General features: G+C 68.8%; 23 protein-coding genes. 16 read left to right on the forward strand and 7 right to left on the reverse strand.

The genetic code is table 11. From position 1 onward, the window contains the following. The 4 genes from OOK07_RS00680 (at nucleotide 1) to OOK07_RS00695 (ending at nucleotide 5,018) form a co-directional block, all read left to right on the forward strand. On the forward strand, nucleotides 1-969 hold the full coding sequence (locus OOK07_RS00680; RefSeq protein ID WP_266675843.1) for a carbohydrate ABC transporter permease: 969 nt from the start codon (nucleotides 1-3) through the stop codon (nucleotides 967-969). Further along, complete coding sequence (locus OOK07_RS00685) at nucleotides 969-1,841, forward strand: carbohydrate ABC transporter permease (protein ID WP_266675845.1); 873 nt, start codon at nucleotides 969-971, stop codon at nucleotides 1,839-1,841. The genes OOK07_RS00680 and OOK07_RS00685 overlap by 1 nt, the downstream gene beginning before the upstream one ends. 66 nt (nucleotides 1,842-1,907) lie before the next feature. Continuing rightward, nucleotides 1,908-3,455, forward strand: a complete 1,548-nt coding sequence (arfA, locus tag OOK07_RS00690; RefSeq protein ID WP_266794639.1) for an arabinosylfuranosidase ArfA — start codon at nucleotides 1,908-1,910, stop codon at nucleotides 3,453-3,455. A 60-nt stretch (nucleotides 3,456-3,515) separates the two neighbouring features. Beyond that, nucleotides 3,516-5,018 (forward strand): RICIN domain-containing protein, encoded by a 1,503-nt coding sequence (locus tag OOK07_RS00695; RefSeq protein WP_266794640.1) that lies wholly within the window; start codon nucleotides 3,516-3,518, stop codon nucleotides 5,016-5,018. A gap of 541 nt (nucleotides 5,019-5,559) precedes the next feature. Here OOK07_RS00695 and OOK07_RS00700 read toward each other — a convergent pair. Beyond that, nucleotides 5,560-6,009: a spore-associated protein gene (locus tag OOK07_RS00700; protein ID WP_266794641.1), complete on the reverse strand. Its 450-nt coding sequence runs from the start codon at nucleotides 6,007-6,009 to the stop codon at nucleotides 5,560-5,562. A gap of 653 nt (nucleotides 6,010-6,662) precedes the next feature. Here OOK07_RS00700 and OOK07_RS00705 point away from each other — a divergent pair. The 8 genes from OOK07_RS00705 to OOK07_RS00740 all read left to right on the forward strand — a co-directional run bounded on the left by OOK07_RS00705 (nucleotide 6,663) and on the right by OOK07_RS00740 (nucleotide 14,320). Beyond that, the gene (locus OOK07_RS00705; RefSeq protein WP_406311210.1) at nucleotides 6,663-7,175 is read left to right on the forward strand and encodes an RNA polymerase sigma factor; all 513 of its coding nucleotides are present in this window, start codon (nucleotides 6,663-6,665) and stop codon (nucleotides 7,173-7,175) included. Continuing rightward, complete coding sequence (locus OOK07_RS00710; RefSeq protein WP_266794643.1) at nucleotides 7,172-7,972, forward strand: hypothetical protein; 801 nt, start codon at nucleotides 7,172-7,174, stop codon at nucleotides 7,970-7,972. The genes OOK07_RS00705 and OOK07_RS00710 overlap by 4 nt, the downstream gene beginning before the upstream one ends. A gap of 24 nt (nucleotides 7,973-7,996) precedes the next feature. Further along, a complete protein-coding gene (locus tag OOK07_RS00715) occupies nucleotides 7,997-8,791 on the forward strand; it encodes an ABC transporter ATP-binding protein (protein WP_266794644.1) in 795 nt (264 codons plus the stop codon). Beyond that, a complete protein-coding gene (locus OOK07_RS00720) occupies nucleotides 8,788-10,689 on the forward strand; it encodes a hypothetical protein (RefSeq protein ID WP_266794645.1) in 1,902 nt (633 codons plus the stop codon). Before OOK07_RS00715 ends, OOK07_RS00720 begins: the two co-directional genes overlap by 4 nt. A gap of 172 nt (nucleotides 10,690-10,861) precedes the next feature. Continuing rightward, nucleotides 10,862-11,305, forward strand: a complete 444-nt coding sequence (locus OOK07_RS00725) for an ester cyclase (RefSeq protein ID WP_266794646.1) — start codon at nucleotides 10,862-10,864, stop codon at nucleotides 11,303-11,305. A 10-nt stretch (nucleotides 11,306-11,315) separates the two neighbouring features. Continuing rightward, a complete protein-coding gene (locus OOK07_RS00730) occupies nucleotides 11,316-11,738 on the forward strand; it encodes a helix-turn-helix transcriptional regulator (RefSeq protein ID WP_266675858.1) in 423 nt (140 codons plus the stop codon). A 228-nt stretch (nucleotides 11,739-11,966) separates the two neighbouring features. Beyond that, nucleotides 11,967-12,644 (forward strand): DUF4389 domain-containing protein, encoded by a 678-nt coding sequence (locus OOK07_RS00735; protein ID WP_266794647.1) that lies wholly within the window; start codon nucleotides 11,967-11,969, stop codon nucleotides 12,642-12,644. A gap of 887 nt (nucleotides 12,645-13,531) precedes the next feature. Beyond that, the gene (locus tag OOK07_RS00740; RefSeq protein ID WP_266675862.1) at nucleotides 13,532-14,320 is read left to right on the forward strand and encodes a DeoR/GlpR family DNA-binding transcription regulator; all 789 of its coding nucleotides are present in this window, start codon (nucleotides 13,532-13,534) and stop codon (nucleotides 14,318-14,320) included. 643 nt (nucleotides 14,321-14,963) lie between these two features. Here the strand turns inward: OOK07_RS00740 and OOK07_RS43560 are convergent. Then, the gene (locus OOK07_RS43560) at nucleotides 14,964-15,050 is read right to left on the reverse strand and encodes a DUF3761 domain-containing protein (RefSeq protein WP_225075656.1); all 87 of its coding nucleotides are present in this window, start codon (nucleotides 15,048-15,050) and stop codon (nucleotides 14,964-14,966) included. Here OOK07_RS43560 and OOK07_RS43565 point away from each other — a divergent pair. Continuing rightward, complete coding sequence (locus OOK07_RS43565; protein ID WP_406313433.1) at nucleotides 15,043-15,546, forward strand: hypothetical protein; 504 nt, start codon at nucleotides 15,043-15,045, stop codon at nucleotides 15,544-15,546. The genes OOK07_RS43560 and OOK07_RS43565 overlap by 8 nt on opposite strands. A 118-nt stretch (nucleotides 15,547-15,664) precedes the next feature. Here OOK07_RS43565 and OOK07_RS00750 read toward each other — a convergent pair whose 3' ends face one another. Further along, nucleotides 15,665-16,603 (reverse strand): hypothetical protein, encoded by a 939-nt coding sequence (locus OOK07_RS00750; protein WP_266794649.1) that lies wholly within the window; start codon nucleotides 16,601-16,603, stop codon nucleotides 15,665-15,667. Further along, the gene (locus tag OOK07_RS00755; protein WP_266675868.1) at nucleotides 16,591-16,803 is read right to left on the reverse strand and encodes a hypothetical protein; all 213 of its coding nucleotides are present in this window, start codon (nucleotides 16,801-16,803) and stop codon (nucleotides 16,591-16,593) included. The genes OOK07_RS00750 and OOK07_RS00755 overlap by 13 nt, the downstream gene beginning before the upstream one ends. Before the next feature lie 183 nt (nucleotides 16,804-16,986). Between OOK07_RS00755 and OOK07_RS00760 the strand changes: the two genes are divergently transcribed. Both OOK07_RS00760 and OOK07_RS00765 read left to right on the forward strand, forming a co-directional pair. Next, a complete protein-coding gene (locus OOK07_RS00760; protein ID WP_266794650.1) occupies nucleotides 16,987-17,319 on the forward strand; it encodes a hypothetical protein in 333 nt (110 codons plus the stop codon). A gap of 9 nt (nucleotides 17,320-17,328) precedes the next feature. Beyond that, entirely contained in the window at nucleotides 17,329-17,868 is a 540-nt protein-coding gene (locus OOK07_RS00765) for an AAA family ATPase (protein WP_266794651.1), read from the forward strand. Nucleotides 17,869-17,974: 106 nt separating this feature from the next. Here OOK07_RS00765 and OOK07_RS00770 read toward each other — a convergent pair whose 3' ends face one another. Continuing rightward, the gene (locus tag OOK07_RS00770) at nucleotides 17,975-18,694 is read right to left on the reverse strand and encodes a DUF4232 domain-containing protein (protein ID WP_266794652.1); all 720 of its coding nucleotides are present in this window, start codon (nucleotides 18,692-18,694) and stop codon (nucleotides 17,975-17,977) included. A 732-nt stretch (nucleotides 18,695-19,426) separates the two neighbouring features. Between OOK07_RS00770 and OOK07_RS00775 the strand changes: the two genes are divergently transcribed. Further along, on the forward strand, nucleotides 19,427-20,329 hold the full coding sequence (locus OOK07_RS00775) for a carbon-nitrogen hydrolase family protein (protein WP_266794653.1): 903 nt from the start codon (nucleotides 19,427-19,429) through the stop codon (nucleotides 20,327-20,329). Here the strand turns inward: OOK07_RS00775 and OOK07_RS00780 are convergent. Next, nucleotides 20,326-20,667: an MFS transporter gene (locus OOK07_RS00780; protein ID WP_266794654.1), complete on the reverse strand. Its 342-nt coding sequence runs from the start codon at nucleotides 20,665-20,667 to the stop codon at nucleotides 20,326-20,328. The genes OOK07_RS00775 and OOK07_RS00780 overlap by 4 nt on opposite strands. Before the next feature lie 59 nt (nucleotides 20,668-20,726). Continuing rightward, nucleotides 20,727-22,136 carry a DEAD/DEAH box helicase gene (locus OOK07_RS00785; protein ID WP_266794655.1) on the reverse strand — a complete coding sequence of 470 codons (1,410 nt, stop codon included), beginning with the start codon at nucleotides 22,134-22,136 and terminating at the stop codon, nucleotides 20,727-20,729. Between the last annotated feature and the right edge of the window lie 518 nt (nucleotides 22,137-22,654).

Below are 22,654 nucleotides of genomic sequence, written 5' to 3' on the forward strand. Positions count from 1 at the left end.
ATGACAACCACGACCACCGACGGCGCCCGGACGGTCGCCACCGCGCCACCCGGCCCCGCGGCGAAGATGAGGCGTGACCGGCACGGGACGCGAGGCAGCACCCGCACCTTCTGGCTCTTCGCGGGTCCCTTCCTGGCCGGTCTCCTGCTGTTCGTCTACGTGCCGGTCGGCTGGAGCTTCTACCTGAGCCTCTTCCAGGCCCAGAACACGGTCGTCCCGACGAGGTTCGTCGGCCTGGACAACTACGCGGACATCCTCACCGAAGGGCCGTTCACCGACAGCCTGTGGACCTTCACGCTCTTCGCGCTGATCGTCGTCCCCCTCACCTACGTCCTGGCTCTGGCGCTCGCGCTGCTCGTCCACCGCATCCGCGTCGCCCGAGCCTTCTTCCGTTCGGTGTTCTTCATACCCACCGCGTGCTCCTACGTCGTGGCCTCATTGGTGTGGAAGCTGTCGATCTTCAACGGGGTGCGCTTCGGTCTCGCCAACACCGTCCTGGGCTGGTTCGGGATCGAACCCGTCGCCTGGATCGGCACCGTCTCCCCGCCCTGGTACTGGATGGTGCTGGTCACCCTGCGGCTCTGGCTCCAGCTGGGCTTCTACATGATCCTCTTCCTGGCCGCCCTCCAGCAGATCCCCAAGGAACTGTACGAAGCGGCCTGGACGGACGGCGCCCGGCCCGGCTGGCAGACGTTCCGGCACATCACCCTGCCGCAGCTGCGCACCACCTCGGTCGCGGTGGTGCTTCTCATGCTGATCGCGGCCTACCAGGCGTTCGACGAGTTCTACAACCTGCTGCCCAACACCCCCTACGCACGGCCGCCGTTGGTCTACCTCTACTACACGGCCCTCGGGCAGGGTCAGGACTTCGGCCACGGCAGCGCCGGGGCGCTGGTGCTGTCGGCACTCATCACGATGGTGACGCTGCTGCAGGGCAGGATCTTCGGCTTCGGAAAGGCGGACAGCTGATGGCCACCTCCTCCACCAACCCGGTCCGCGGCCGTCAACGTGCGGTGCGCGGACAGGCCGGCAGTGTCGCCGTCTACACCGTCGCCGTCGTCGCGGCACTGCTGTTCCTGGTCCCGTTCTATCTGCTGCTCCGCAACAGCCTGGCCAGCGACGCCGACATCACCGGGGCGAACTGGAAGTTCTTCCCGACCGAGCTGCACTGGGAGAACATCTCCGAGCTGTTCGACGACCCCGCGGTACCCATGGCGCGCAGCATGTGGAACTCCCTCGTCGTCGGGGTGCTCGGCACCGCCGGCCAGCTGCTGGTCTGCTCCCTGGCCGGCTACGCGCTGGCCCGCGTCCCGTACCGGCACGCCAACAAGATCTTCTACGCGGTGCTGGCCACCCTCATGATCCCCAGCGCGGTCACCTTCGTACCCAGCTTCGTCCTCGTATCGTCACTGGGCTGGGTCTCCAGCCTGCAAGGTCTCATCGTGCCCGGCCTGTTCAGCGGCTTCACCGCCTTCCTCTTCCGGCAGTACTTCCTCGGATTCCCCAAGGAACTGGAGGAGGCCGCCCGGATCGACGGTCTCGGCAGCTGGGGCACGTACTGGCGGATCGTCGTCCCCAACTCCACCGGCTTCTTCTCGGCGATCGCGGTGATCACCTTCATCACCAACTGGAACGCCTTCCTGTGGCCGCTGGTCATCGGCCAGGACCAGTCCAGCTGGACGGTGCAGGTGGCCCTGTCGACCTTCACCACCGCGCAGACCATCAACATCCACGAGCTGTTCCTCGCCGCCACCGTGTCCATCCTGCCGCTGGTGCTCGTCTTCCTCTTCCTGCAGCGCTACCTGGTCGAAGGCGTCGCGCACACCGGCATCAAGGGCTGACCGCAGGGCGCCCCGGCAAACGCACAGAAACGCCACTCTTCGCACCGATCCATCCCGGAGTGACCCATGCCCAACCCCGTCAGCCACCCGCCGCTCGCGGCGGCCGTACATCTGGACCCCGACTTCACCGTCGGCGAGGTGAATCCGCGGCTGTTCGGATCCTTCGTCGAGCATCTCGGCCGCTGCGTCTACACCGGCGTCTTCGAACCGGACCACCCGAGCGCCGACGAGGACGGACTGCGCACCGACGTCCTGGCCCTCATCCGGGAACTGGGCGTCACCATGGTCCGCTACCCCGGGGGCAACTTCGTCTCCGGCTACCGCTGGGAAGACGGAGTCGGCCCGGTGGAGGAGCGGCCCCGCCGGCTCGACGGCGCCTGGCGGACCGTCGAGACGAACCGGTTCGGGCTGAACGAGTTCATGCGCTTCGCGGCCAAGGCCGACGTCGAGCCGATGCAGGCCGTCAACCTCGGCACCCGTGGCCTTCAGGAGGCACTCGACCTGCTGGAGTACACCAACCACCCCGGCGGCACGGCCTTCTCCGAGCTGCGCCGCACGCACGGCGTGGACAAGCCGCACGGCATCCGACTGTGGTGCCTGGGCAACGAGATGGACGGCCCTTGGCAGCTCGGCCACAAGAGCGCCGACGAATACGGCCGCCTCGCCGCCGTCACCGCCAAGGCCATGCGCGATGTCGACCCCGGTCTGGAACTGGTCGCCTGCGGAAGCTCCAACCGCTCCATGCCGACCTTCGGCGCTTGGGAGGCGACGGTCCTGGAGCACACGTACGACCTCGTCGACTTCATCTCCTGCCACGCCTACTACGAGGAGAGCGACGGCGACGTCGACAGCTTCCTCGCCTCGGCCGCCGACATGGAGGCCTTCATCGACGGGGTGGTCGCCACCGCCGACCACATCGGGGCCAAGCGCCACTCGAGCAAGCGGATCGACCTCTCCTTCGACGAGTGGAACGTCTGGTACCAGAGCCGGCCGGTCAACAACACCGACACTCCGGACTGGAGCGTGGCCCCGCGCCAGCTGGAGGACGTCTACAACGTCACCGACGCCGTCGTGGTCGGCAGCCTGCTGATCACCCTGCTGCGCCACTGCGACCGCGTCACCGCGGCCTGCCTCGCCCAGCTGGTGAACGTCATCGCCCCCATCATGACCGAGCCCGGCGGCCCGGCCTGGCGGCAGACCATCTTCTATCCCTTCGCCGACGCGGCCCGCCACGGTGGCGGCCAGGTGCTCCGGCTCGCCCTGGACAGTCCCGTCCACGACACGGCCCGTTACGGCGAGGTGCCCCTGCTGCACGCGACCGCCGTCCGGCAGGAGAACGGGACGCTCACCGTCTTCGCCGTCAACCGGGACACCACGACGCCGCTCGAACTCACCGCCGACCTGCGGGCGTTCAGCCCGGTGGCCGGGCAGGTGACGCACACCGCCCTGGCCGACCCCGACCGCCACGCGGCCAACACACTCCAGCACCAGGACCGCGTGACGCCGAAGCCGGTGACCGGCACGGTCACGGACGACGGACGGCTCAGAGCCCTGCTGCCACCGATGTCCTGGAACACCATCACCATCCCGCTCGCCCCCGGAGCGGCCCCATGATCCCACCGCTCGACCCGCACCCCCGCACGACCCCCGGCACCTCAATGGAGAGGTAACACCATGCCCGACACCACATCGCACCGCACACCGCCACCGCGCACCCGGCGGCGGACCACCCTCGCCACGCTCCTGACCCTGCTCTGCGGCCTCGCCGCCCTATTGGTACCCGCCACGCAGGCGCAGGCGGCCTCGGTGACGTTCACGACGGGTGCCGACCGGACCGACCAGAACGGCAACGCGCTCCAGCTGCACGGCCTGGGCATCATCAAGGTGGGTAGCACCTGGTACGGCTACGGCGAGGACAAGACCGGCAGGACGTCGGCGGACACGTCGTTCCAGGACATCACCTGCTACTCCTCGACCGACCTGGCGAACTGGACCTACCAGGGTCAGGCCCTGAGCAGGCAGGCCAGCGGTGACCTTGGCCCCAGCCGCATCGTGGAGCGGCCGAAGGTCATATACAACGCGTCGACGAGCACGTACGTGATGTACATGCACATCGACAGCACCAACTACGCCGAGGCCAGGGTCGGTGTGGCCACGAGCAGCACGCCGTGCGGCCCCTACACCTACCGGGGCAGCTTCCGGCCGCTGGGAAACCTGAGCCGTGACCTCGGCCTGTTCCAGGACACCGACGGCACCGCCTATCTGCTCAGCGAGGACCGCAACAACGGCCTGCGCATCGACAAGCTGTCCGCCGACTACCTGTCCGTGGACAGCGCGGTGGCGGTCCTCGGCGGCAGCGGCAGTGGCAGCGTCGAGGCGCCCGCCATGGTGAAGATCAACGGCATGTACTACGTCTTCGGCTCCCACCTCACGGGCTGGAGCCTGAACGACAACATCTACGCCACCGCGACCTCGCTGAGCGGCCCGTGGTCGGCGTTCCGCGACCTCGCCGCCCCCGGCACCCACACCTACGGCAGCCAGACGGCGAACGTCATCACCGTCCAGGGCAGCTCAGGCACCACGTACATCTACGCCGGAGACCGCTGGGACACCTCCAACCTGGGCGCGTCGAAGCTGATCTGGCTGCCGCTTACCATCCGGGGCACGACGGTGAACCTCGGTCAGTACCCGACATGGTCCCTCGATGCGGACGCGGGCACGTGGACGGCCGGCAGCGGGATCCCGTCGGAGGGTGTCCACACCCTGAAGAACCTCGGCAGCTCCATGCTGATGGACGTGTCGAGCGGGTCCACGGCGAACGGCGCCAAGATCCTCCAGTGGCCGTCCGCCGGCAGCACCAACCAGCAGTGGACACTCACGCGGGTGGCGGGCAACGTCTACACGCTCAAGAGCGTGAAGAGCGGGCTGTGCCTGGACGTCCCGAGCAAGTCGACCACCGCCGGCGTCCAGCTGCAACAGTGGACCTGCAACGGCGGCACCAACCAGCAGTGGGCCCTCGACCTGACCGGCAGCTACACCGGCAGCAACTACATGCTGGTGGGCATCGGCAGCGGCCTGAACATCGGCGTCGCGGGCTCCACCACCCAGGGAGCGGCGGTGGACCAGGAACTCGGCGGCAGCGCGAGCGCCAACAGCGAGACCTGGACGTTCTCCTGACCGCGTGCCCCGGCGGCCCCGCCATCGAACGGGCCGCCGGGGCACGCCTCCGGAGGTTCGGAGTTCATGCCTGAGCGGTGCGGTCGGCGTAGGTGTCGTAGGTGTCGTAGAAGGGGATGGCCGGCAGGATGGGGTTGCGGTGCTGTTCCTTTTCGTCGACGGTGAGTTGGCGGGCCGTGGCCTGCCAGGAATGTCCTTGTGCGGTGTCCGTGGCGCGGGGAAGTCCTGGGTCCAGGTTGTACGCGCCCGGATACGCGCCTACGCCCCTGGCCAGCTCGGCCCGGTCGGCCGCAACACACCTGCAGAGCTACGTCGTCGAACACTCGCCGAGGGCCACGGCAGCCCAGAAGACTTTGCCCGCCCGCCCGCGCGCCCGCTGACCAGAGCGGTCCCTGTCGCCCTGGCAGCACTTTGGAGTGCCACCAGGGCGGACCGGACCACTACGGATTTCCGCATGACCTGCGTGTGGACGTTGTCCCGCTGCCCGTCGACTCTGCAGGGTCGCGGCATGGGAACGCGGTGGCCGGGCAGGAACGCCGCATCAGCGGGTGAAGGTGACCCGCTGCTCCTTCAGGGCGCTGCAGTTGGAGTTGTTCACCTGTACGTACACGTTGTCGATGTTGCCGCCCCAGCTGACGCAGTGGCCCTTGCCGTAGACGTAGGTCGGCCCCGCGTACGACGAGTACAGCCCGTAGTCGTCGTCCCCCTGCTCGGTGTCGGGGACGTAGATCCAGGCTGACATGTCCAGGGCGGTGCCCGGGTTGTTGCGGATGGTCGCGACGCAGTTCTTGCCGTTCGCGGAGTTGTACGTCAGATAGGTGGTGCCCAGCGAGCCGACGGGCGCCGAGTTCACGGTCTTGTAGCCGCTGCCGCAGACTCTCTGCGGCGTGGTGTTGGGTGCGGCGGAGGCCGGCGCCGCCAAGGCGGTCATGGTCCCCAGCGACAGGGCCGCTAACGCGGAGGCGACCAGGACGGAGCGATTCACAAGCATATTTCCCCCTTGCGGTCATTGACGTTGATTGATCTCATCTCGTATGACCCGCGAGGCATTCGTAGGGTTGCCCCAGGTTCACAAGAGATCTGAGACCGCCAGCCGCCAGGTCTCGGGGCGCCGGTACGAGCGCTGTCATCAGCCGCAAACGGCGGTGATCTTGCGAGGTGGCCGGTCGGAAATCGGGTTCGGCATCACCCGGCTGCTGCACTTCGGCCTGCTGCCGCGCATCAGGTGGCACCGCCCGAAAAAACCGAGACCCATGAACGCAGCATCGACGAGGGTGCTCCCCCTTCCCGTCACGGTCGGCGACTGACGTAGCCGCCGGGAGCGCCTCCACAACAAGGCGCTCCCGAAAGGCAACGCCCCCTGGGCGTTGCGCAGTTCACCGCCGAGCCGTCGTCGTACGACACGGTCGAGCGCGACTCCACCGTGAGCGATGTCGCCCAACTCCGGTCGCCGGCCTCCGGCGCCGAACCGTGGTCGCACGATGTGCGGGTACTCGTCCTGGAGAAGGATGCCCCGGACAACGTCCCACTCAGTGCAAAGGACGTCGTTCCCGATAGGCGCCGAACCGCCCGAGAACCTGAATCGACGGTCGCGTCGTCTTCCTGATCGTGAAAGGCAAGGCAGACCTCAACGAGGCAGAACTCGTGCGTCGCGTCGCCGGTGGCGACCGGGCGGCGTTCGACGAGTTGTATCGGCGTACCTCGCCGTGGTTGGCGGTGCGGCTCCGCCGCCGCTGCGCTGACGACGACGTCGTCGCCGATGTGCTCCAGGAGACCTACCTGGCGGTCTGGCGGGCAGCCGGCAGCTACGCCGGCTCCGTGACCGACGGCAGTGCGGTCGGCTGGCTCTGGACGATCGCCGCGAACCGTCTCGTCGACGCGTTCCGCCGGCGCGACCGGCAGGAGCGGGTGCCGACCATTGTCCCGCTCGACGCGATCGCACCGGCCGCCGAGGACGAGGTGATGGACAACCGCGTCGGCCAGAACCTCGAACAGGCCTTGCTGGGGCTGCCACCGGAGCTGCGGCAGGCACTGCAGGCGATGGTGCTCGACGACTTGTCGGTCCGTCAGACGGCGGTGCTGCTCAGCCTGCCTGAGGGCACGGTGAAGACCCGCGCGCGGCGGGCCCGGATCGCGCTGCGGGAGGCACTGTCATGACTCATCCCACCACCATGATTCTGGCCCGCTACGCGGACGGTGGGCGCGGGCTCGACGACGCCGCGCTCTGGTCGATCGAAGTCCATCTCGACGCGTGCGCCAACTGCCGTGAGCAACTCGCGGCCAACGCCACCCCTGCCACGACGGATCTGCTCGACCGCGTCGCCGTCTCGCTGGACCAGGCGATCGAAACGAGCCCGCCCCCGGTCCGGCAACGCACCCAGGCCGTGGCCGTGCACCGACGCTGGCTCGCCTGGACGCTGCTGCCCTGGCTCGCGGTGACCGTCGCGGTGCTGGGCTGCGGAGTGTTCCTCAATTTCGCCGAGCCCAGCCTGCCGTCGCTCGTGCTGCTGCTGGCCCCGGTGGCGCCGCTGCCCGGTGTAGCGGTGTCCTGGAGCCGGCGGATCGACCCGGCATGGGAACAGATCGCCACCACACCCGCAGCCGGCCTGGCCATGGTGTTGCGGCGCACGCTCGCGGTGCTCGTCGTCGTGCTTTTGGCGTTGCTGGTGGCGGGCGTGAGCACCGGAACCTCACTGGCCCTCACCCTGCTGCCGTGCCTGGTGTTCACCGCGGCCACCCTCGCGCTCGGCGCCTGCATCGGCGTGCGGCGCGCGGCGATCACACTCGCAGCGGCCTGGTCCGCGGCCGTCCTGCTGCCGAGTGTGGCGGCCCAATCCCTGTCCCCGGTACTGCAGCCGGGCAGCACCGTCGTCTGGGCGGTGACCAGCGTGGCCCTCGCCGCGATCACCCCGCTCACCGCCCCTCACTTCCGCCGCCTGACCAGCGGCAACTGACCCCCTGTCAACAGGAGAGATCCCATGCGAGCAGTGAGTGCTGCCGAAACGGCCCCCACCCTTCGTCCCTGGCTCGTCCACGCGAAAGAACTGCGCGTCCGGGCCGGCCGGCACCTGGCCGTCGACGGCCTCGACCTCACTCTGAAGACCGGCGTCCACGGCTTGCTCGGCCCGAACGGTGCCGGCAAGACCACGCTGATGCGCGCGCTGTCCACCGTCGTCAAGCCCGCCGACGGCTCGCTGACGCTGCTCGGCGCGCAGGCCGACGGCCGCGCCGACCTGCGCAAGGTGCGCCGCAAACTGGGGTATCTGCCGCAGCAGTTCGGTTTCTATCCGCGCTTCACCGTCCGCGAGTTCGTCGCGTACATGGCCTGGCTCAGGGAGATGCCCAGAACTGCCGTACCCGACGCCGTCCAACGCGCGATCGACCGGGTGGGTCTCACCACCAAGGCTGACACCAGGATGAAGACGCTGTCCGGCGGCATGCTGCGCCGGGTCGGCATTGCGCAGGCCATCGTGAACGACCCCGAGCTGCTCCTGCTCGACGAGCCCACCGTCGGACTCGACCCCGAACAGCGTCTCGACTTTCGCGACCTGCTGCGTGACCTCAGCGCCGGTACCTGTGTGCTGGTCTCCACTCATCTCGTCGAGGACGTCGTCGCCGCCTGCACCGATGTCATCCTCATGAACGAAGGCCGGCTCCTGTTCCAGGGCACCCCCGACGATTTGATCGCCCGAGGCGGGCAGGGCGACGCGGGCGACAGCCCGGCGGAGCGCGGCTACTCCGCACTCCTGCGCAAGCACCGGAGCAACGCATGAATCGCATCCTCGGCATCGAGCTCCGGCGGTCGGCCTCCCTCGGTGCCGCGCTGGTGATCGCCATCGCCGGCACGATCGTGCTCCAGGCCACCGCCGGGCGATGGTCCAGCGGATGGATGGCGCTGGTCATGACTCAGCGCGAATACCTCGCGGTTCTCTCGCCCCTTGCGATGGCCGCCGGTGCCTGGCAGTCCTATCGCGAGCACCGGGCGAACGTCGCCGAACTGTTCGCCGGCACGCCGCGCCCGCGACCGCAGCGCATCGTGCCGATACTGGTCACGACCGGGCTGACGGTTCTCGTCGCCTACCTGGTCACGCTCCTCGCGGCTACACCGCTGATCGCCGGCACGGCGCGCTACCTGCCGGCTGCGGCGTTTGCCGTCGTGGCCGTCGGGCTGATCGCGATGATCGCCTCGGTCTGGCTCGGGCTGGCCGTCGGACGACTGGTGCCGGCGCTCGCCACCGCCCCCGCCCTGGCCGTGATCGGCTTCGTGCTGCTGATCTTGGCGCCTCACGCCCTTCCGGACGGCGGAGTCACGACGGCGTTCTCCCCGGCCATGGGGATGAGCATGTTCAGCGACTACGACACCGTCGACGGCCAAGTCAGCGTCGCCCAGGCGCTCTGGATGGTCGCCGTCGCGGTGGCCGGCGTCGTGCTCCTGGCCGTCCAAAGCCATAGGTTCGCGTTCGCCGCGCTGGTACCGCTGGCCATCGGGGCAACGGCCACGGTCCTGGTCGTCCCGACCGGCGATGCCTACGACCAAGGGACGCTCGACCCGGTCGCCCAGGAACTGGTGTGCACCGACGACGCCCCACGGGTATGCGTCAGCCGGGCACACGAAGGGCTGCTGTCCGAGGTGGCCCCCAGGGCCCGGCACGCGTTGGAACTCCTGTCGGGCACTTCGCTCGTCGGCACACGAGGACACCACCACGTTCTCTCCTCCTCCCTCACCGAGGCCGCGGGCGGACACCGCGCTGATGAGGATCACGGTCGACAGGCACGGCCGCCTCGCCCACCCGGGTCGGCTCGAACCGACGATGCTCACCGCAGCGTTCACCGACCCTCCAGGCTGCGAAGAGTCCTGGAACTTCCACGTCGCCACCGCTGCCGCCTACTGGCTGCTCGACCGGGAGCCGACCGCCGGTCCCGATGCCCTCGAATCCGAGGACCCGCAGGCCGTCAAGCTCTGGAAGGATCTGAAGACACTGCCACGGGCGGAGGCCGGCGCCCGGGTGACCGCCGTCCACCAGGCCGCCCGGAAGTGCCAGGACACCACCAACCTCCTGACCAGGAGCGCCCGATGAGAGGACTGACGCTGTACGCCCGCTCGCGCCAGGTGCCGGCGACGCTCGGCGCGGCGGCGGCGGGCACTGCCACCGCGTGGCTGACGGCGACGGTCTTCAGCGACAGGGGCGAGGTGAGCAGCACCGTACTCGTCCTCACGGTGCTCCTTCTCGTGGCCGTCGTCACCACCACGCTCGGCGGCCCGGACGACTCCCTGGACACCACGGCGGCGAGGCCGTGGGCGTGGCTGCGGATGGCCCATCTGGCCACGGCCCTGGGATGCGTGCTTCTGCTCCTGCTGGCCACGCTGGCAACCGGCACGCGGTTCGGGCCGTTCGGATTCGTCGTCCGCGACGCGGCCGGCCTATTGGGCCTGACCGCCCTTGGGGCGGCCACGGTCGGCACAGCCCGGTCGTGGTTCCTGCCTCTCGGATGGACGCTCGGCGCGGCCACGTTCCCAGGTGTGGGCACTGCCGGGGAGGCGCTGGCCTGGCAAACCCAGGCACCCCACAGCCGACCCGCGGCCCTGGTCGCAACAGTGCTCGCCGCCGCCGGAATTGCCGCCTACGTCAGCCGAGGCCCACGCCCCCGAACGTCCTTTGAGAACGCCTGAAGGGACGTTGCACTCGGTAGGGACAGTCCACGGTTCATGCCGCGCACACGATGTCCAAGCGGCTGAGCTGCCCCCAGCGAAAGGCTCAGGCCGGGAGCGAGCGTCGGGCGAGGCGTAAAACCCCACATTCCTGGGGTATTCAGGCCCTTCCTACGGTTGAAGACTTGAGCCCATGAACACCTCGGAGAACACCCTCGTCAAGAACAAGGACTTCGTGCGCGCCTTCATTGACGCGCTCTTCACCAAGGGCGATCTCGGCGCGGTCGACGACTGCCTCGCCGAGGACTTCGTCGACCACGACCCTCCGCTCTGCGGACCCGCCGACCGAGAGGGCATGCGCTCCGCCGGTGCGCTGTTCAGGGAAGCCTGCCCGGACTGGCACAGCGAGCCGCACCTGTTGATCGCCGAGGCCGACCTGGTCGTCGAGTACTTCACCGCCACCGGCATCCAACGCGGCGAGCTGCTCGGAGTGCCGGCCCCGACCGAAGGCCGCGCCGTGACACTGCGCGGAATCAACGTCTTCCGGGTCAGGGGCGACCGCATCGTCGAGAGGTGGGGGCGGCTCGATGAACTGGGCATCCTGCGCCAGCTGGGGATCGCCCCAGCGGGGGCGTAGTGTCGAAACCATGGCAGGAGCGACGGCCGCGGCGGCGCGCCTGGAGCACCGGGTGTCGGGCGTTGTTGCCCTGTGCCGGGCCGGTCTGGACGCGAACGCGCTGCGCGCGGGCCTGCTGTCCCGGCTATGGCTCTCCCTGCATGCGACCCGGCTGCAGGACCCGGCCGGCCCCCGGATCGGCATTGTGATCCAGGCCGTCCCGCCGGCGGAACTCGGGTCCATACTGCTGAGCGCACACGGCCTTACCGAGGCTCAGGTACGCGTGGCCGCCCTCATCCTCAAAGGGCGCTCCACGCGTGAGATCGTCGCCGAACTGCACATCTCCGGCAACACCGTCCAGGAGCACCTCACGGCAGTCTTCGACAAGTTCGGTGTCCGTAGCCGACGGGAACTGGTGGCTGCAACGCTCGCGGGCAGCCCACACCAGAGCTGACGCAACCGGACGGCCCGAAGCGGCAGCCCGAGTCTCCCTCGCGGCCGGCCGGCGTGCGTGGACAACTTCTTGCCGCCGGAGGCGGGCAGACCCTGCCCGAGTCGCGGGTTTCCACTTCGCATGCGAGCCTGAATTCATGATCAGGTGGCCGCTCTGCCGCCCGCCCGCAAAAGGGAAGGGCAGGGAGGGGTGGCCACAGGGCGGGGCCGCTCGAAAGAGGTTGGCGACATGATCCCTGTGCCCGGGTCACCTGTGCGTATCGAAGCGTCTCTCGACCGTCGGCTGTCGAGATGGCTGTGGCTGGTGAAGTGGCTCCTCGCCGTTCCGCACTACATCGTGCTGATCTTCTTGTGGATTGCTTTCGTCTTCGTGACCATCGTCGCGTTCTTCGCCATCCTGTTCACCGGCCGCTACCCCCGATCGCTCTTCGACTTCAATGTCGGCGTGATGCGTTGGAACTGGCGTGTCAGCTACTACGCCCACACCGCGCTCGGCACTGACCGGTACCCGCCGTTCACCCTCGCGGATGTGCTCGACTACCCAGCGCATTTCGATGTCGCCTATCCCGAGCGTCTCTCCCGCGGCCTGGTCCTGGTGAAGTGGTGGCTGCTGGCGATCCCGCAGTACATCGTCGTCGGGATCTTCGTCGGTGGCTGGGGAGAAGGGGACGGGTGGCGTGGCGGCGGCCTGCTTCCCTTCCTCTCCCTGGTCGCCGTGATCATTTTGGCGTTCACCGCCCGCTACCCGGTGCAGCTTTTCGACTTCCTGCTCGGTCTCGTCCGCTGGGCGGCGAGGGTGGCCGCTTATGCCGCGCTGATGACCGACGCCTACCCGCCATTCCGTCTCGACATGGGCGGGCAGGACTCGCCGCTGACGAAGACCCCGGCCGGCGGCCCTTATGGGTAGTGCCGGCAGGCAAGGCACTGCGGCTGCCCCGCACCCGCCCACGGCGAGATCGTGGGGACCCGCCCACACCACCCAGCCGCCCGGATCCAAGGTCTGCCGGACCAGCACCCGGACTCCTCGCGCGCTTCAGGAGCGCCGCGGGTCCGCTGTCCGGGGCCGGTGCGGAGCGCCCTCTGTGAGCCCTGCGCCACGAGTCGGCGCGTGCTCGCGCAGCCGAGCCGGTTGGGCGGGCGGTCGGCGCCGTGGCCGCCGGGCTGGTGAAGGCCGGCGAGGGGTAAGACGTCAGACGGTCATGGTGCGGTCCTCGGCCGCGTAGTGGTGGAAGGGCGGCGTAGACGGTGGAGGGGCGGCCGGATTGGGCCCATCGGCCGACGCTGAACAGCGCGGCATCCCGAGGGCCAGGAGATCAACCAGGTACTCCCGCGTGGGCGCAGACCGTCGTGCGGGGACCGCCGAGACTCCGTTTCGAAGCGGTTGGCTCTGCAACCACCATCCGGCTGCGCCAAGTACGGCTGGTGCGCCGGCGTGACCGCCGATCACGGGCGGCACGGGTGTGAGTGGCGATCACGATCCTGACGGCGTATGTCCTCCGCCTCGTCGGCCGGCCGCTCATCTTCGCCGGTAATGGTCCCTTCAGCACGCACCTGCCGACGACCCACTGTCACGGCACGCGGAACTCACAACGTCGGCGATCGGAGTCAGCCGCACGGGCGGCGGCCTGTGATCGCCGCGTGCGAGTGCCGCGGCGGCTGCTTGGACGGCGGCACCGATTTTCGAAACGTGCAGGGCTTTGCTCGTTTGATCATCAAAAACACTCAATCGAGCACTGTGGTTTCATAGAGCCGCGCATATCGTGTGCGCATCGCCCTGACAGAGAGTTGTGAGACATGGCGGCACCGCAGGCCCGGTGGAGCGCGCTGCTGGAGATGATGACGCGCGACGGGCGTATCGAGGTCGAGCCGGCTGCCGAGGAGTTGCAGGTATCCGCCGCGACGATCAGGCGCGACCTCGACGAGCTGGCCCGCCAGCAGATGGTCACTCGCACGCACGGCGGGGCCGTGATCAACGCAATCGCCTACGACCTGCCGCTGCGCTACAAGGCCGCACGCAACGCCCCGGAGAAGGAGCGGATCGCGCACGCGGCCGCCGGGCTGGTGAAGGCCGGCGCCGTGGTCGGGCTGAACGGCGGCACCACGACCACCGAGGTGGCGCGCGCCCTGGCCACCCGCACCGACCTGAGTTCCGGCAGCGCGGAGACGGCGGTCACCGTGGTGACCAACGCCCTGAACATCGCCAACGAACTGGTCGTACGGCGCCACGTCAAGCTCGTGGTGATCGGCGGGGTGGCCCGGCCCGCGTCCTACGAGCTAATCGGGCCGCTGGCCGCCGAACTGCTCGCGGAGATCGCCCTGGACCAGGTCTTCATCGGAGTGGACGCCATTGACGTGTCCCACGGGGCAACCGCCCACCACGAAGGCGAGGCCAGTATCAACCGGGCGCTGGCCCGCCGCGCGCAGCAGGTCGTCGCGGTCGCCGACTCCTCCAAGCTGAACCGACGCGCCTTCGCCCGTATCTGCCCGGTGGACGACATCGACATCCTGGTGACCGACAAGGCCGCCTCCGACGAGCTGACCGAGGCGTTCACGGCGGCCGGTGTGGAGGTCATCCGCGCCTGACCCCGCACGCCGCTCCCCCAACTGCCCCGGCAGGAAGGCCCGGTGCGAACTCGGCTGTGCATGTGTGCAGGGACGCGAGGCGTAGAAGAAGAGGAGGTCCCCGGCTCCCTGATACACGCCCCGGCCGTCCAGCGTCATGATGCCGCCTCCGCGCACCATGCAGTCCAGCTCGAATACTTCGGGGTCAGCCCGGCGAATGAGTCTGGGCGTACGGTGGCATGGAGTGCGGAAGCCGTCAGTCGTCCCTCCCTTGTTGATCGGGATGAGCGAGCCATTCGTAGGGCCGGCTCCTCGGCAGCACGAACGGCCTGACGGGTCCAGTGGGGGTTCGACACTGACCGGGCAGTGGGAGGCCGAGCAGTGCGACGTTTGCGGAACGCCCCGGACGCCGAGAAGCCTTCGCCGCCCATCGACGGCCCCTGACTCTCACTCATGGAGGGCATGGCCTCCGACCGCCGCCTGCAAGCCGGCACGAACCGCTCCGGCGAAAGGGGCTCGTCGTCTGGGCAGCGGGTTGAACAGGATCCGGCGAAGTGTTCAGGCAGGTCCGCCAGTTGGGCACGCTCAGCGCCGACCAGGGGTACGCGCAGCACCGTGAACACGGCATGGATGGATCGTTCCTGGCCGGGCCCAAGCATCCGGCCTACCGGTAGAAAACGGCGACACCGCCGTGGTGCGAGCACGCGCCCTGATGATGGGCGGCGTACGAGTAGGTGCCGTCGTTGCACAGGGCGGTAGCGCCGCTTGCGGCGCCGCTGGAACCACCCGAGGAGCTTGAGCTCCCGCTTCCGGACGATCCGCCGGAGCTCCCGCTGACTCTCGAACCCCCGGCGGCCGCGTTCGCGGTGACGGTCACCTTCACCTTGACCGTCTTCGTCGCCGTCACCGTCGGCGCGGGCGCGGGCGTGGCCGTCTCGGTCGCCGTAGCCGTGGCCGTGGCCGTCGCGGTGACCGTGGCAGTCGGCTGCACCTTGTCAGCCGCCGCCTTCGCATCATTCCCATTGCCCTGTTCGCCGGCACCTGCGCCGATACCGAGGAAGAAGGCAAGGCCGACCGCAGGCAACACGTACCGCTTCCGCGCCCATTTCGGGCTCGTTCTGACAGGCGGCTGCGGCGGCATGGCGTACGGGTTGCTCATGGGTCCCCCAGAGGTCGTGGAAGCGTTGACCGTAGCGCCAATTGTGAAGATGGCGTGTTGTTTACGTGTCGCAGTCGCCTATTCGTGACCTCTGGCCCCGGCTTCCTCCCCACCGGCAACAACGGTCCAGGCGCCAGCGGAGCGCCTCCCCAGGAGATGACCATGTGCTGTCCAGACTCCAACTGGTGGACAAAGCCATCCCCCGCTTATCTGCTACGTGCGGTCAGGCGTTTCACCTTCTGTCCAGCCTCGCGCGCTTCGTGTTGGGCGCGTGAGTGTGCGTCAGCGGCCGCGTGGTTGCGTTCTTCGGCTTCCTGCTGTTCTCGGTCGGCTCGCTGGAGTTCCTCCCCTGCCTGCTGCAGTTGCTGCTCGGCGGCGGACATCTGCTGCCGGGCCTGGTCGTGGCGGTCGCGTGCCCGCTGCCGTGCCGCCTCAGCGTCGGCCTGTTCGGTACGCGCGTCCCGCAACCGCTGCTCGGCCTCTTCGGCCGCCGTCCGGGCGTGATCGAGCTGCTCCTGCCTCTGGCGGCGCCGCTCGGCGAGGTCGCCCTTCGCCCGCGTCCGAGCCGACGGCCCCGGAGCCGTCTCTCGGCGCGGCTTCCGCGGAGCGCCGGTCGGCGCGGCAGTACCGGGAAAGTCCGACGGCGGGGTGAGAGCGCCCTCCAGGCGGCCGCCGGCCCACCGTTCGGCGGCATCCGGATCAGTGAGCACGGCGCGCAGAGTGGATTCGACGTCCTGCTGGACCGGGTCCGACAGCCGGTGCCCGGCCTCCTCGGCGAGCCTGGCGGTCTGCCGGGACAAGGCCGTCACGATGCGCCGCCGCTGCTCGGACAGCTCATTGATCCCTGCGGCGTCCAGGGTGCGGTATGCCTCGCGCAAAGCGTGCCCCAGCTCCAGGAACCGCCGGCTCTCCTCCGGTTGGGAGCGCAGCAGGAGGTTCGCCGCCCAGGCCGCCAGGGTGGGGCGGTGTGCGGCATGGATCCGACGGGCATCGTCGGCGTGACCGGCCGCCTTGGCCGCGGCGGCCAGCTCCTCACGACGTGCCACGAAGTCGGCTGGGGGCGTGATGTAGAGCTCGTCGAGAACCGCTTCCACATCGCGTTCCCCGCCGTCTCGAACCCTCTTGCGCCTACTCACGGTGCCCACACCTCTGGCCCGCCTCCGTGCCACTCGATCAGACCCGATTCGGCGACATCCAGTTCGTCCCAGCCCGTCAGGCCGGCGTTCTGCAGGAACACGGCGAGGTCGTGGAGGCCGTACGCGGTGCCGAGGATCCGGTCGTCGATACGCACCGGGCGGCCGCCGGTTTCAGACGGCGGGTAGACGATCACTCGGCGCTCGGACACAGCACCAGCCTCGCCCGCGACGGGTGACCGCGCATCCCGGTCAGGCCCTGTTCCTGGTCTCGCTTCCCACGTCCGAGGCACGAGAAGCACGCGGCGGCACCGCACTCCGGTCAGTGGCCGCGGTTGAGAAGCCCTCTGGTCTTTCGCGCGACAGAGTGCCACCGGATGTTTTCCGCTGGTCTCATGCCCGGACTTCTGGAGACCAAGGGCTACGCACTCGCCGTGCTCGGTATCGCCGCAAGCGTGCACGGCCTGCCCGCCGACGACCACGCACAGGCCGTGCACACGCGCGTGGAGCCCTCCCGCGTCATCCACGAGACCAGGCCCCGCTTCACCATGGCCACTGAGGACGTTGGACAGGCCGGGGCCCCGGATCCGCGATGCTCGGCCCCCCCCCGGCCCGCAACACCCAGATCAGCCAGATCAGCCATGGCAGTGCCGGAGCAGTCACTCGGCCGAACCGGCACCTGGCCTGATCGTGGCGACAGCGCCGCCGGCCTGGGTGGCCATGTCTAAGCTGTCGGCGTGCCATTGGTGTGGGTGACCGGCAATTCAGGAACTGGCAAGTCCACGGTCTGCGGGCTGTTGCGAGCGCGTGGCTACCTCGCGCTCGACGCCGACGCGGACGGCTTCAGCCAATGGATCGACCGAGCCGGCGGCGAGGTCGTGAGGGATCCTCCGTATCCGGTTCCAGAGGGCTGGCTCGACCGATACGGGTGGGTGATTGTTCGCGAGCGCGTGGAGACCCTCGCTGAACAGTCCCGTTGCCGCACCACGTTCCTGTGCGGGTCGGCGGAGAACGAGGCAGACGTCCGCGATCTCTTCGACCTCACCGTGTGCCTGGTGATCGACGACGACACCCTCCGCCACCGGCTCGCCACCCGCACCACCAATGCATTCGGTCAGCATCCCGAAGAACTTGCGGCCGCACTGAAATGGAACCCCCGGATGCGAGCGATCTACGAAAGCCTCGGCGCGGCCGTCATCGATGCATCCGAGCCGGTGATCGAGGTGGTGGACACCGTGATCGACACAGTCCAGGAACTGACGGGGCCCACCCGATAACCAGCCCCGCTGACCGCCGCGAGGATCGCTGGTCGTCGGGGAGCCTCGCGAGTTGCTGACTGCAGACGTGCTGCAAGGCAGCGACGCGTCGCTGACCGACGGACCGTCAGAAGTCGTACGGCTTCTTGGTGTTCCAGTTCAGCACGTCGGCCTCGTTCCAGCTGAACTGCGGCTTCTGGCCCTTGGTGTCGACGGAGTAGAAGGGGCCGTTGTGACCGTCCGCGCCGCGCAGCGCGATGGCGAACGAGTCCGCCGTGTGGTCCTTCGAGCCGTAGTCGAAGAGGTTCACCGCGCTGTACGCCTTGCCCCCGGGCCGGAGCGTGATGCGCTTGTCGCCGCCCGGGTTGTCCTTCTTCGAGTGCGGCAGTGCGGTGCCGTCGACGTCCCCACCGAGCTTCACGGCCGGGTACGAGGTCACCCAGCATGGCTTGGTGCCCTCGTTCGACGCGGTGACCAGCAGGTGGTCGCCCTGCTGACCGGCGAACCGGTGCACCGCCGTGACCAGCATCTCGTCTCCGCGGCACTGCTGGGTGTCGGCCGTTGTGGCCTTGCCCGCGACCTCGTCCGTCCCACTCGAGGCAGTCGCCGGGCGCGCCCTCTCCTTGGTGTCACCACCGCTGCCGGCCTGCTCTGCGCTGCCCTTGCCGTCCGCCTTGGACGCGGACCGACTCTGAGCGGTACCAGCGGCGTGGTCGCTGCCCGCCGACTTCGAGCCGTCGTCGGCGCCGCCACAGGCGGTCAGGCCGAGCGCCAGCGCGGCGGTGACGGCGGCCAGGGTGGCGGAACGGGCGGTACGGGCGGATCGGCGGGCATGGTGCGTGGTCATGATGGAAACTCCCCCATGGTTGTCAAAACACGGCAACTCCCCCCGCTCCCGCAGGGCGACCGGCCGCATCGGCTGTTTCGCTGCACCTCATGAGATGACGCCCGGGCGAGCGTCGTTCACCCGGGTCTGTCCGCATTCGGTAACAAGGCAACTGGGCACAGGTACGCCGGAGTTCACACCGTCCCAGTGAGCGGTGCAGCGCCTCCGACCGCCTTGCCACAGCGGATGCGGTGCACAGCGGCAGGCGCCGCAGCGTGACACGATCCAGCAGCAGCGCCCTCAGGCTCAGGCTCAGGCTCAGGCTCAGGCTCAGGCTCAGGCTCAGTGAGAGCATCAGGGCATGCTCACCATCTTCTCCGTCAGTTCTGCGGATTGGGTTGAGATGTGCCTCTCCAACTGCCGGCCATTCGACGGTGCGCTGGACGGGTTGAAGGTTGTTGACGGAGCCTGCGAGCGACGGCATGATGACCGACTGCGTGGCCTACGCCAAACCTCCCGCGACCGTCCCCAGCACGGTCTCCCGTCGGAGGCAAAGGGACCAGCGTCTCAGGTCGTTGTTGCAGCCCGATCGCCTCGGGCGAGGTTGCTGGGGAACTGTCGCTCAAGGCGTGGAAGGCCGCGATGACAGCCCGTAGGAACTTCAAGCGCCAGGTGCGTGCCCGCGCCGCCAAGACCGGTGAGTCCTACACGTCCGCCCTCCGGCACTTCCGTCCGACTCCATCAGGAGACGTCATGTCGGAAGCAAGGAATCCCAAGAGCGTGCGGCTCGCCGTAGCGCAGACCCCCGTACGCGAGGACCCCCGAGACGTTGAAGCGCTGCGCGGAAGCGGGCGTGAGGTCCGAGCTCTGATGCGCGAGGCCAGCGCTCAAGGAGCGAGGATCGTGCACTTTCCGGAAGGCGCGATCTGCTTTCCCAGCAAGTTCGTCATGTCCGTCGACGGCCCCGGCGCGGTCGGCCCTGCGGACTGGGATCGGTGCCAGTGGCCGGTGCTCCAATCGGAGTTGGCTGCGATCGCCGAGCTGGCCCGCGAGTTGCGGTTGTGGACAGTGATCGCATCGGTGCACCGCTTGACCGGCCCGAACCGTCCACACAACAGCATCTACGTCATCTCCGATCACGGCGAGGTCGTCACGCGTTATGACGAGCGCCTGTTGTCGAAGACGAAGGTCTCGTACATGTACTCGCCGGGCGTCTCACCGGTGACCTTCGAGGTCGACGATGTGCGCTTCGGGTGCCTGCTCGGCATGGAGATCCACTACCCGGAGCTGTTCGCAGAATACGAGAAGCTGGATGTCGACTGCGTCCTGTTCTCCACAAGCGGCACCCCGGGTAACACCGCCGCCCAAGCCCAAGGCCACGCCACGGTCAACAGCTACTGGGTCAGCTTGTCAGTGCCCTCACAGCACAGCGCCACCGCACCGTCCGGAATCGTCGCTCCCAACGGGGAATGGCTTGCGCGGTGCCCCGCGGACGGTTCACCATCGGTAGCCGTCATGAACCTCGACAACAGTTCCGAGGCCGCCGCCGGCGCGGTGACCTACGGGCGCCCCTGGCGTCGTGAGGCGCGCTCGGGCATCTACACCGAGCACCAGGTGAGCGACCCGCGCAGCGAAGACCGGACGGCGGCCTTCTAGCTCAGAAACAGAATCCGAGAGGTTCGCGCGTACGGGATGGCTCCCGGCGCCGCGAACACCTCGGATTCAGTCCAACACCCAGGTATACGGGGCGAGCGCGAGCAGCAGCGGCCACGCGGCAGCCGGTCCGCCAACACCCCGCCGTACAGCAGGAAGAGGATGCCGGCGACGGAGTGGGCGCCGACCACCAACCCGAGCGAGCTGACCGAGCCGGTGGCATCGAGCACGGCGAAGGCCAGGGCTATCGGCGCCACCCCGTTGCCGGGCAGGTTTGCCGTCGTACCGATGATGAGGTGACGGAACGGGTGGTGGCGCAGAGGCGCCAGGGTGGCAGACATGCGCCTGATCGTCGGGGCTGGGCGGCACGCCCATCAACGGCGTGAAGAGGCTTCGGCCCTCAGCCGCCGCGACGCACTGCGGCCGCCTTGCGAGCCTCGGCGAGCTTTCGGGCCTCGCCGGCCCTCCGCGACCTGCCGCCGCCGGCGGTGTCCTTGCTGGTGCCCATGCCGCGGAAGGGTGCGTTGGTGTTCTTCGGCCGGGGTGTGGCCGGCGCGCCGTCGAGCGGGGTGCCGGAAGGGGCCTTGGCGCCGGTGATCCGGCTCAGTTCCGCCTCGCCCGAGCGCACCTTGGTGACGGTCGGCTCGATGCCGGCTCCGGCCATCAGCAGGCTCATCTCGCGGCGCTGGCCCGAAAGCACCAGCGTGACGACACTGCCTGACTCTCCGGCCCGGGCGGTGCGGCCCGCGCGGTGCAGATAGTCCTTGGGGTCGGTGGGCGGGTCGACGTTGACCACGAGGTCGAGATCGTCGACATGCAGGCCACGGGCCGCGACATTGGTCGCCACCAGGACGGTGATCTGCCCGTTCTTGAACTGCGTCAGGGTCCGTGAGCGCTGCGGCTGGGACTTGCCGCTGTGCAGGGCCGCGGCGTGCACTCCGCTGGCCCGCAGGTGCCTGGTCAGCTGGTCGACGGCGTGCTTGGTGTCCATGAACAGCAGTACACGGCCGTCGCGGGCGGCGATCTCCGTGGTCACGGCGTACCGGTCGGGGCCGTGCACGACCAGAACATGGTGGTCCATCGTCGAGACCGCGCCCGTCGGCGGGTCGACCGAGTGAACGACGGGGTCGTGGAGGTAGCGGCCGACCAGGTGGTCGACGTCGCGGTCCAGCGTGGCCGAGAACAGCATCCGCTGACCGTCGGGGTGCACCTGGTCGAGCGCCTCGGTCACTTGCGGCAGGAAGCCCATGTCGCACATCTGGTCGGCCTCGTCCAGGACCGTGACCCGTACTCGCCCCAGGCGGCAGGTACCGCGCTCGATGAGGTCGTGCAGACGCCCGGGGGTCGCGACGACGACCTCGGCCCCTTGGCGCAAAGTAGCCGTCTGCCGGCCGATCGACATGCCGCCGACGACTGTGGCCATCCGCAGGCGCAATGCGTCGGCGTAGGGCGAAAGCGCCTCGGTGACCTGTTGGGCCAGCTCCCGGGTGGGCACCAGGATCAGAGCGAGGGGCTGCTTCGGTTCCGCGCGCCGCCCGGCTGTCCGTGCGAGCAAAGGCAGGCCGAAGGCGAGCGTCTTGCCCGAGCCGGTACGCCCGCGCCCCAGGACATCGCGTCCCGCGAGGGCGTTGGGCAGCGTGGCTGCTTGGATCGGAAAGGGTTCGTGCACCCCGAGTTCGGTGAGCGTACGCAGCACCTCGGCCGGCAGGTCCAGGTCGGCGAAGGAAACTGCCTCAGGCACCGTTGGGGCAGTGGCCACCGGCTCGGCGAGGTCGCCGTGCGGGGTGCCGGGGCAGTCGGGGTGGTTCATGAAGAGCCTTCCGCAGGGGGAACGTACCGAGGAAGGCCCGGTAGGAATGAGCAGCCGACGAAACGAAACAATGGAAAAAACAAACGGCAGAGTCACCAGCCGCCGCGAGCGCGCAAACGTGTGAGACTAACACAGGTGACGGCCTGGCGTTGTGCGGCTGATCACTCCGCGTGCACCTCTGCCGCGGCACAGACACAGAGCCGGTAGGTAGGTAGCTAGGTGACTGGGGGCGCGGACGCAGTCAGAGGATGCGCCCGGTCCCCGGACACATCCACGTCCACGTGCGGCGACGTGCGGGCGGCTGTGAAAAGCATCGACATGCCGCGAGCGGTGGAATCCGACCCTCGATCGCAGCACCGCGATCGGATTCTGCGGACAATCGACGGCACGTCCATCACTCGGCCGGCGTCGAAGCCAATTGTTCGGCGGCGTAGGCGAGTTCGGTGTCGCGTTCCGCCAGTAGGCGCGGGATGAGGGCGCGTTGGCCTCGTACGGCGTGGCGGGCCGCGCTATCCCAC

Origin of the sequence: Streptomyces sp. NBC_00078 (genome assembly GCF_026343335.1) — a bacterium.
In the GTDB taxonomy this organism is placed as follows: Bacteria; Actinomycetota; Actinomycetes; order Streptomycetales; family Streptomycetaceae; genus Streptomyces.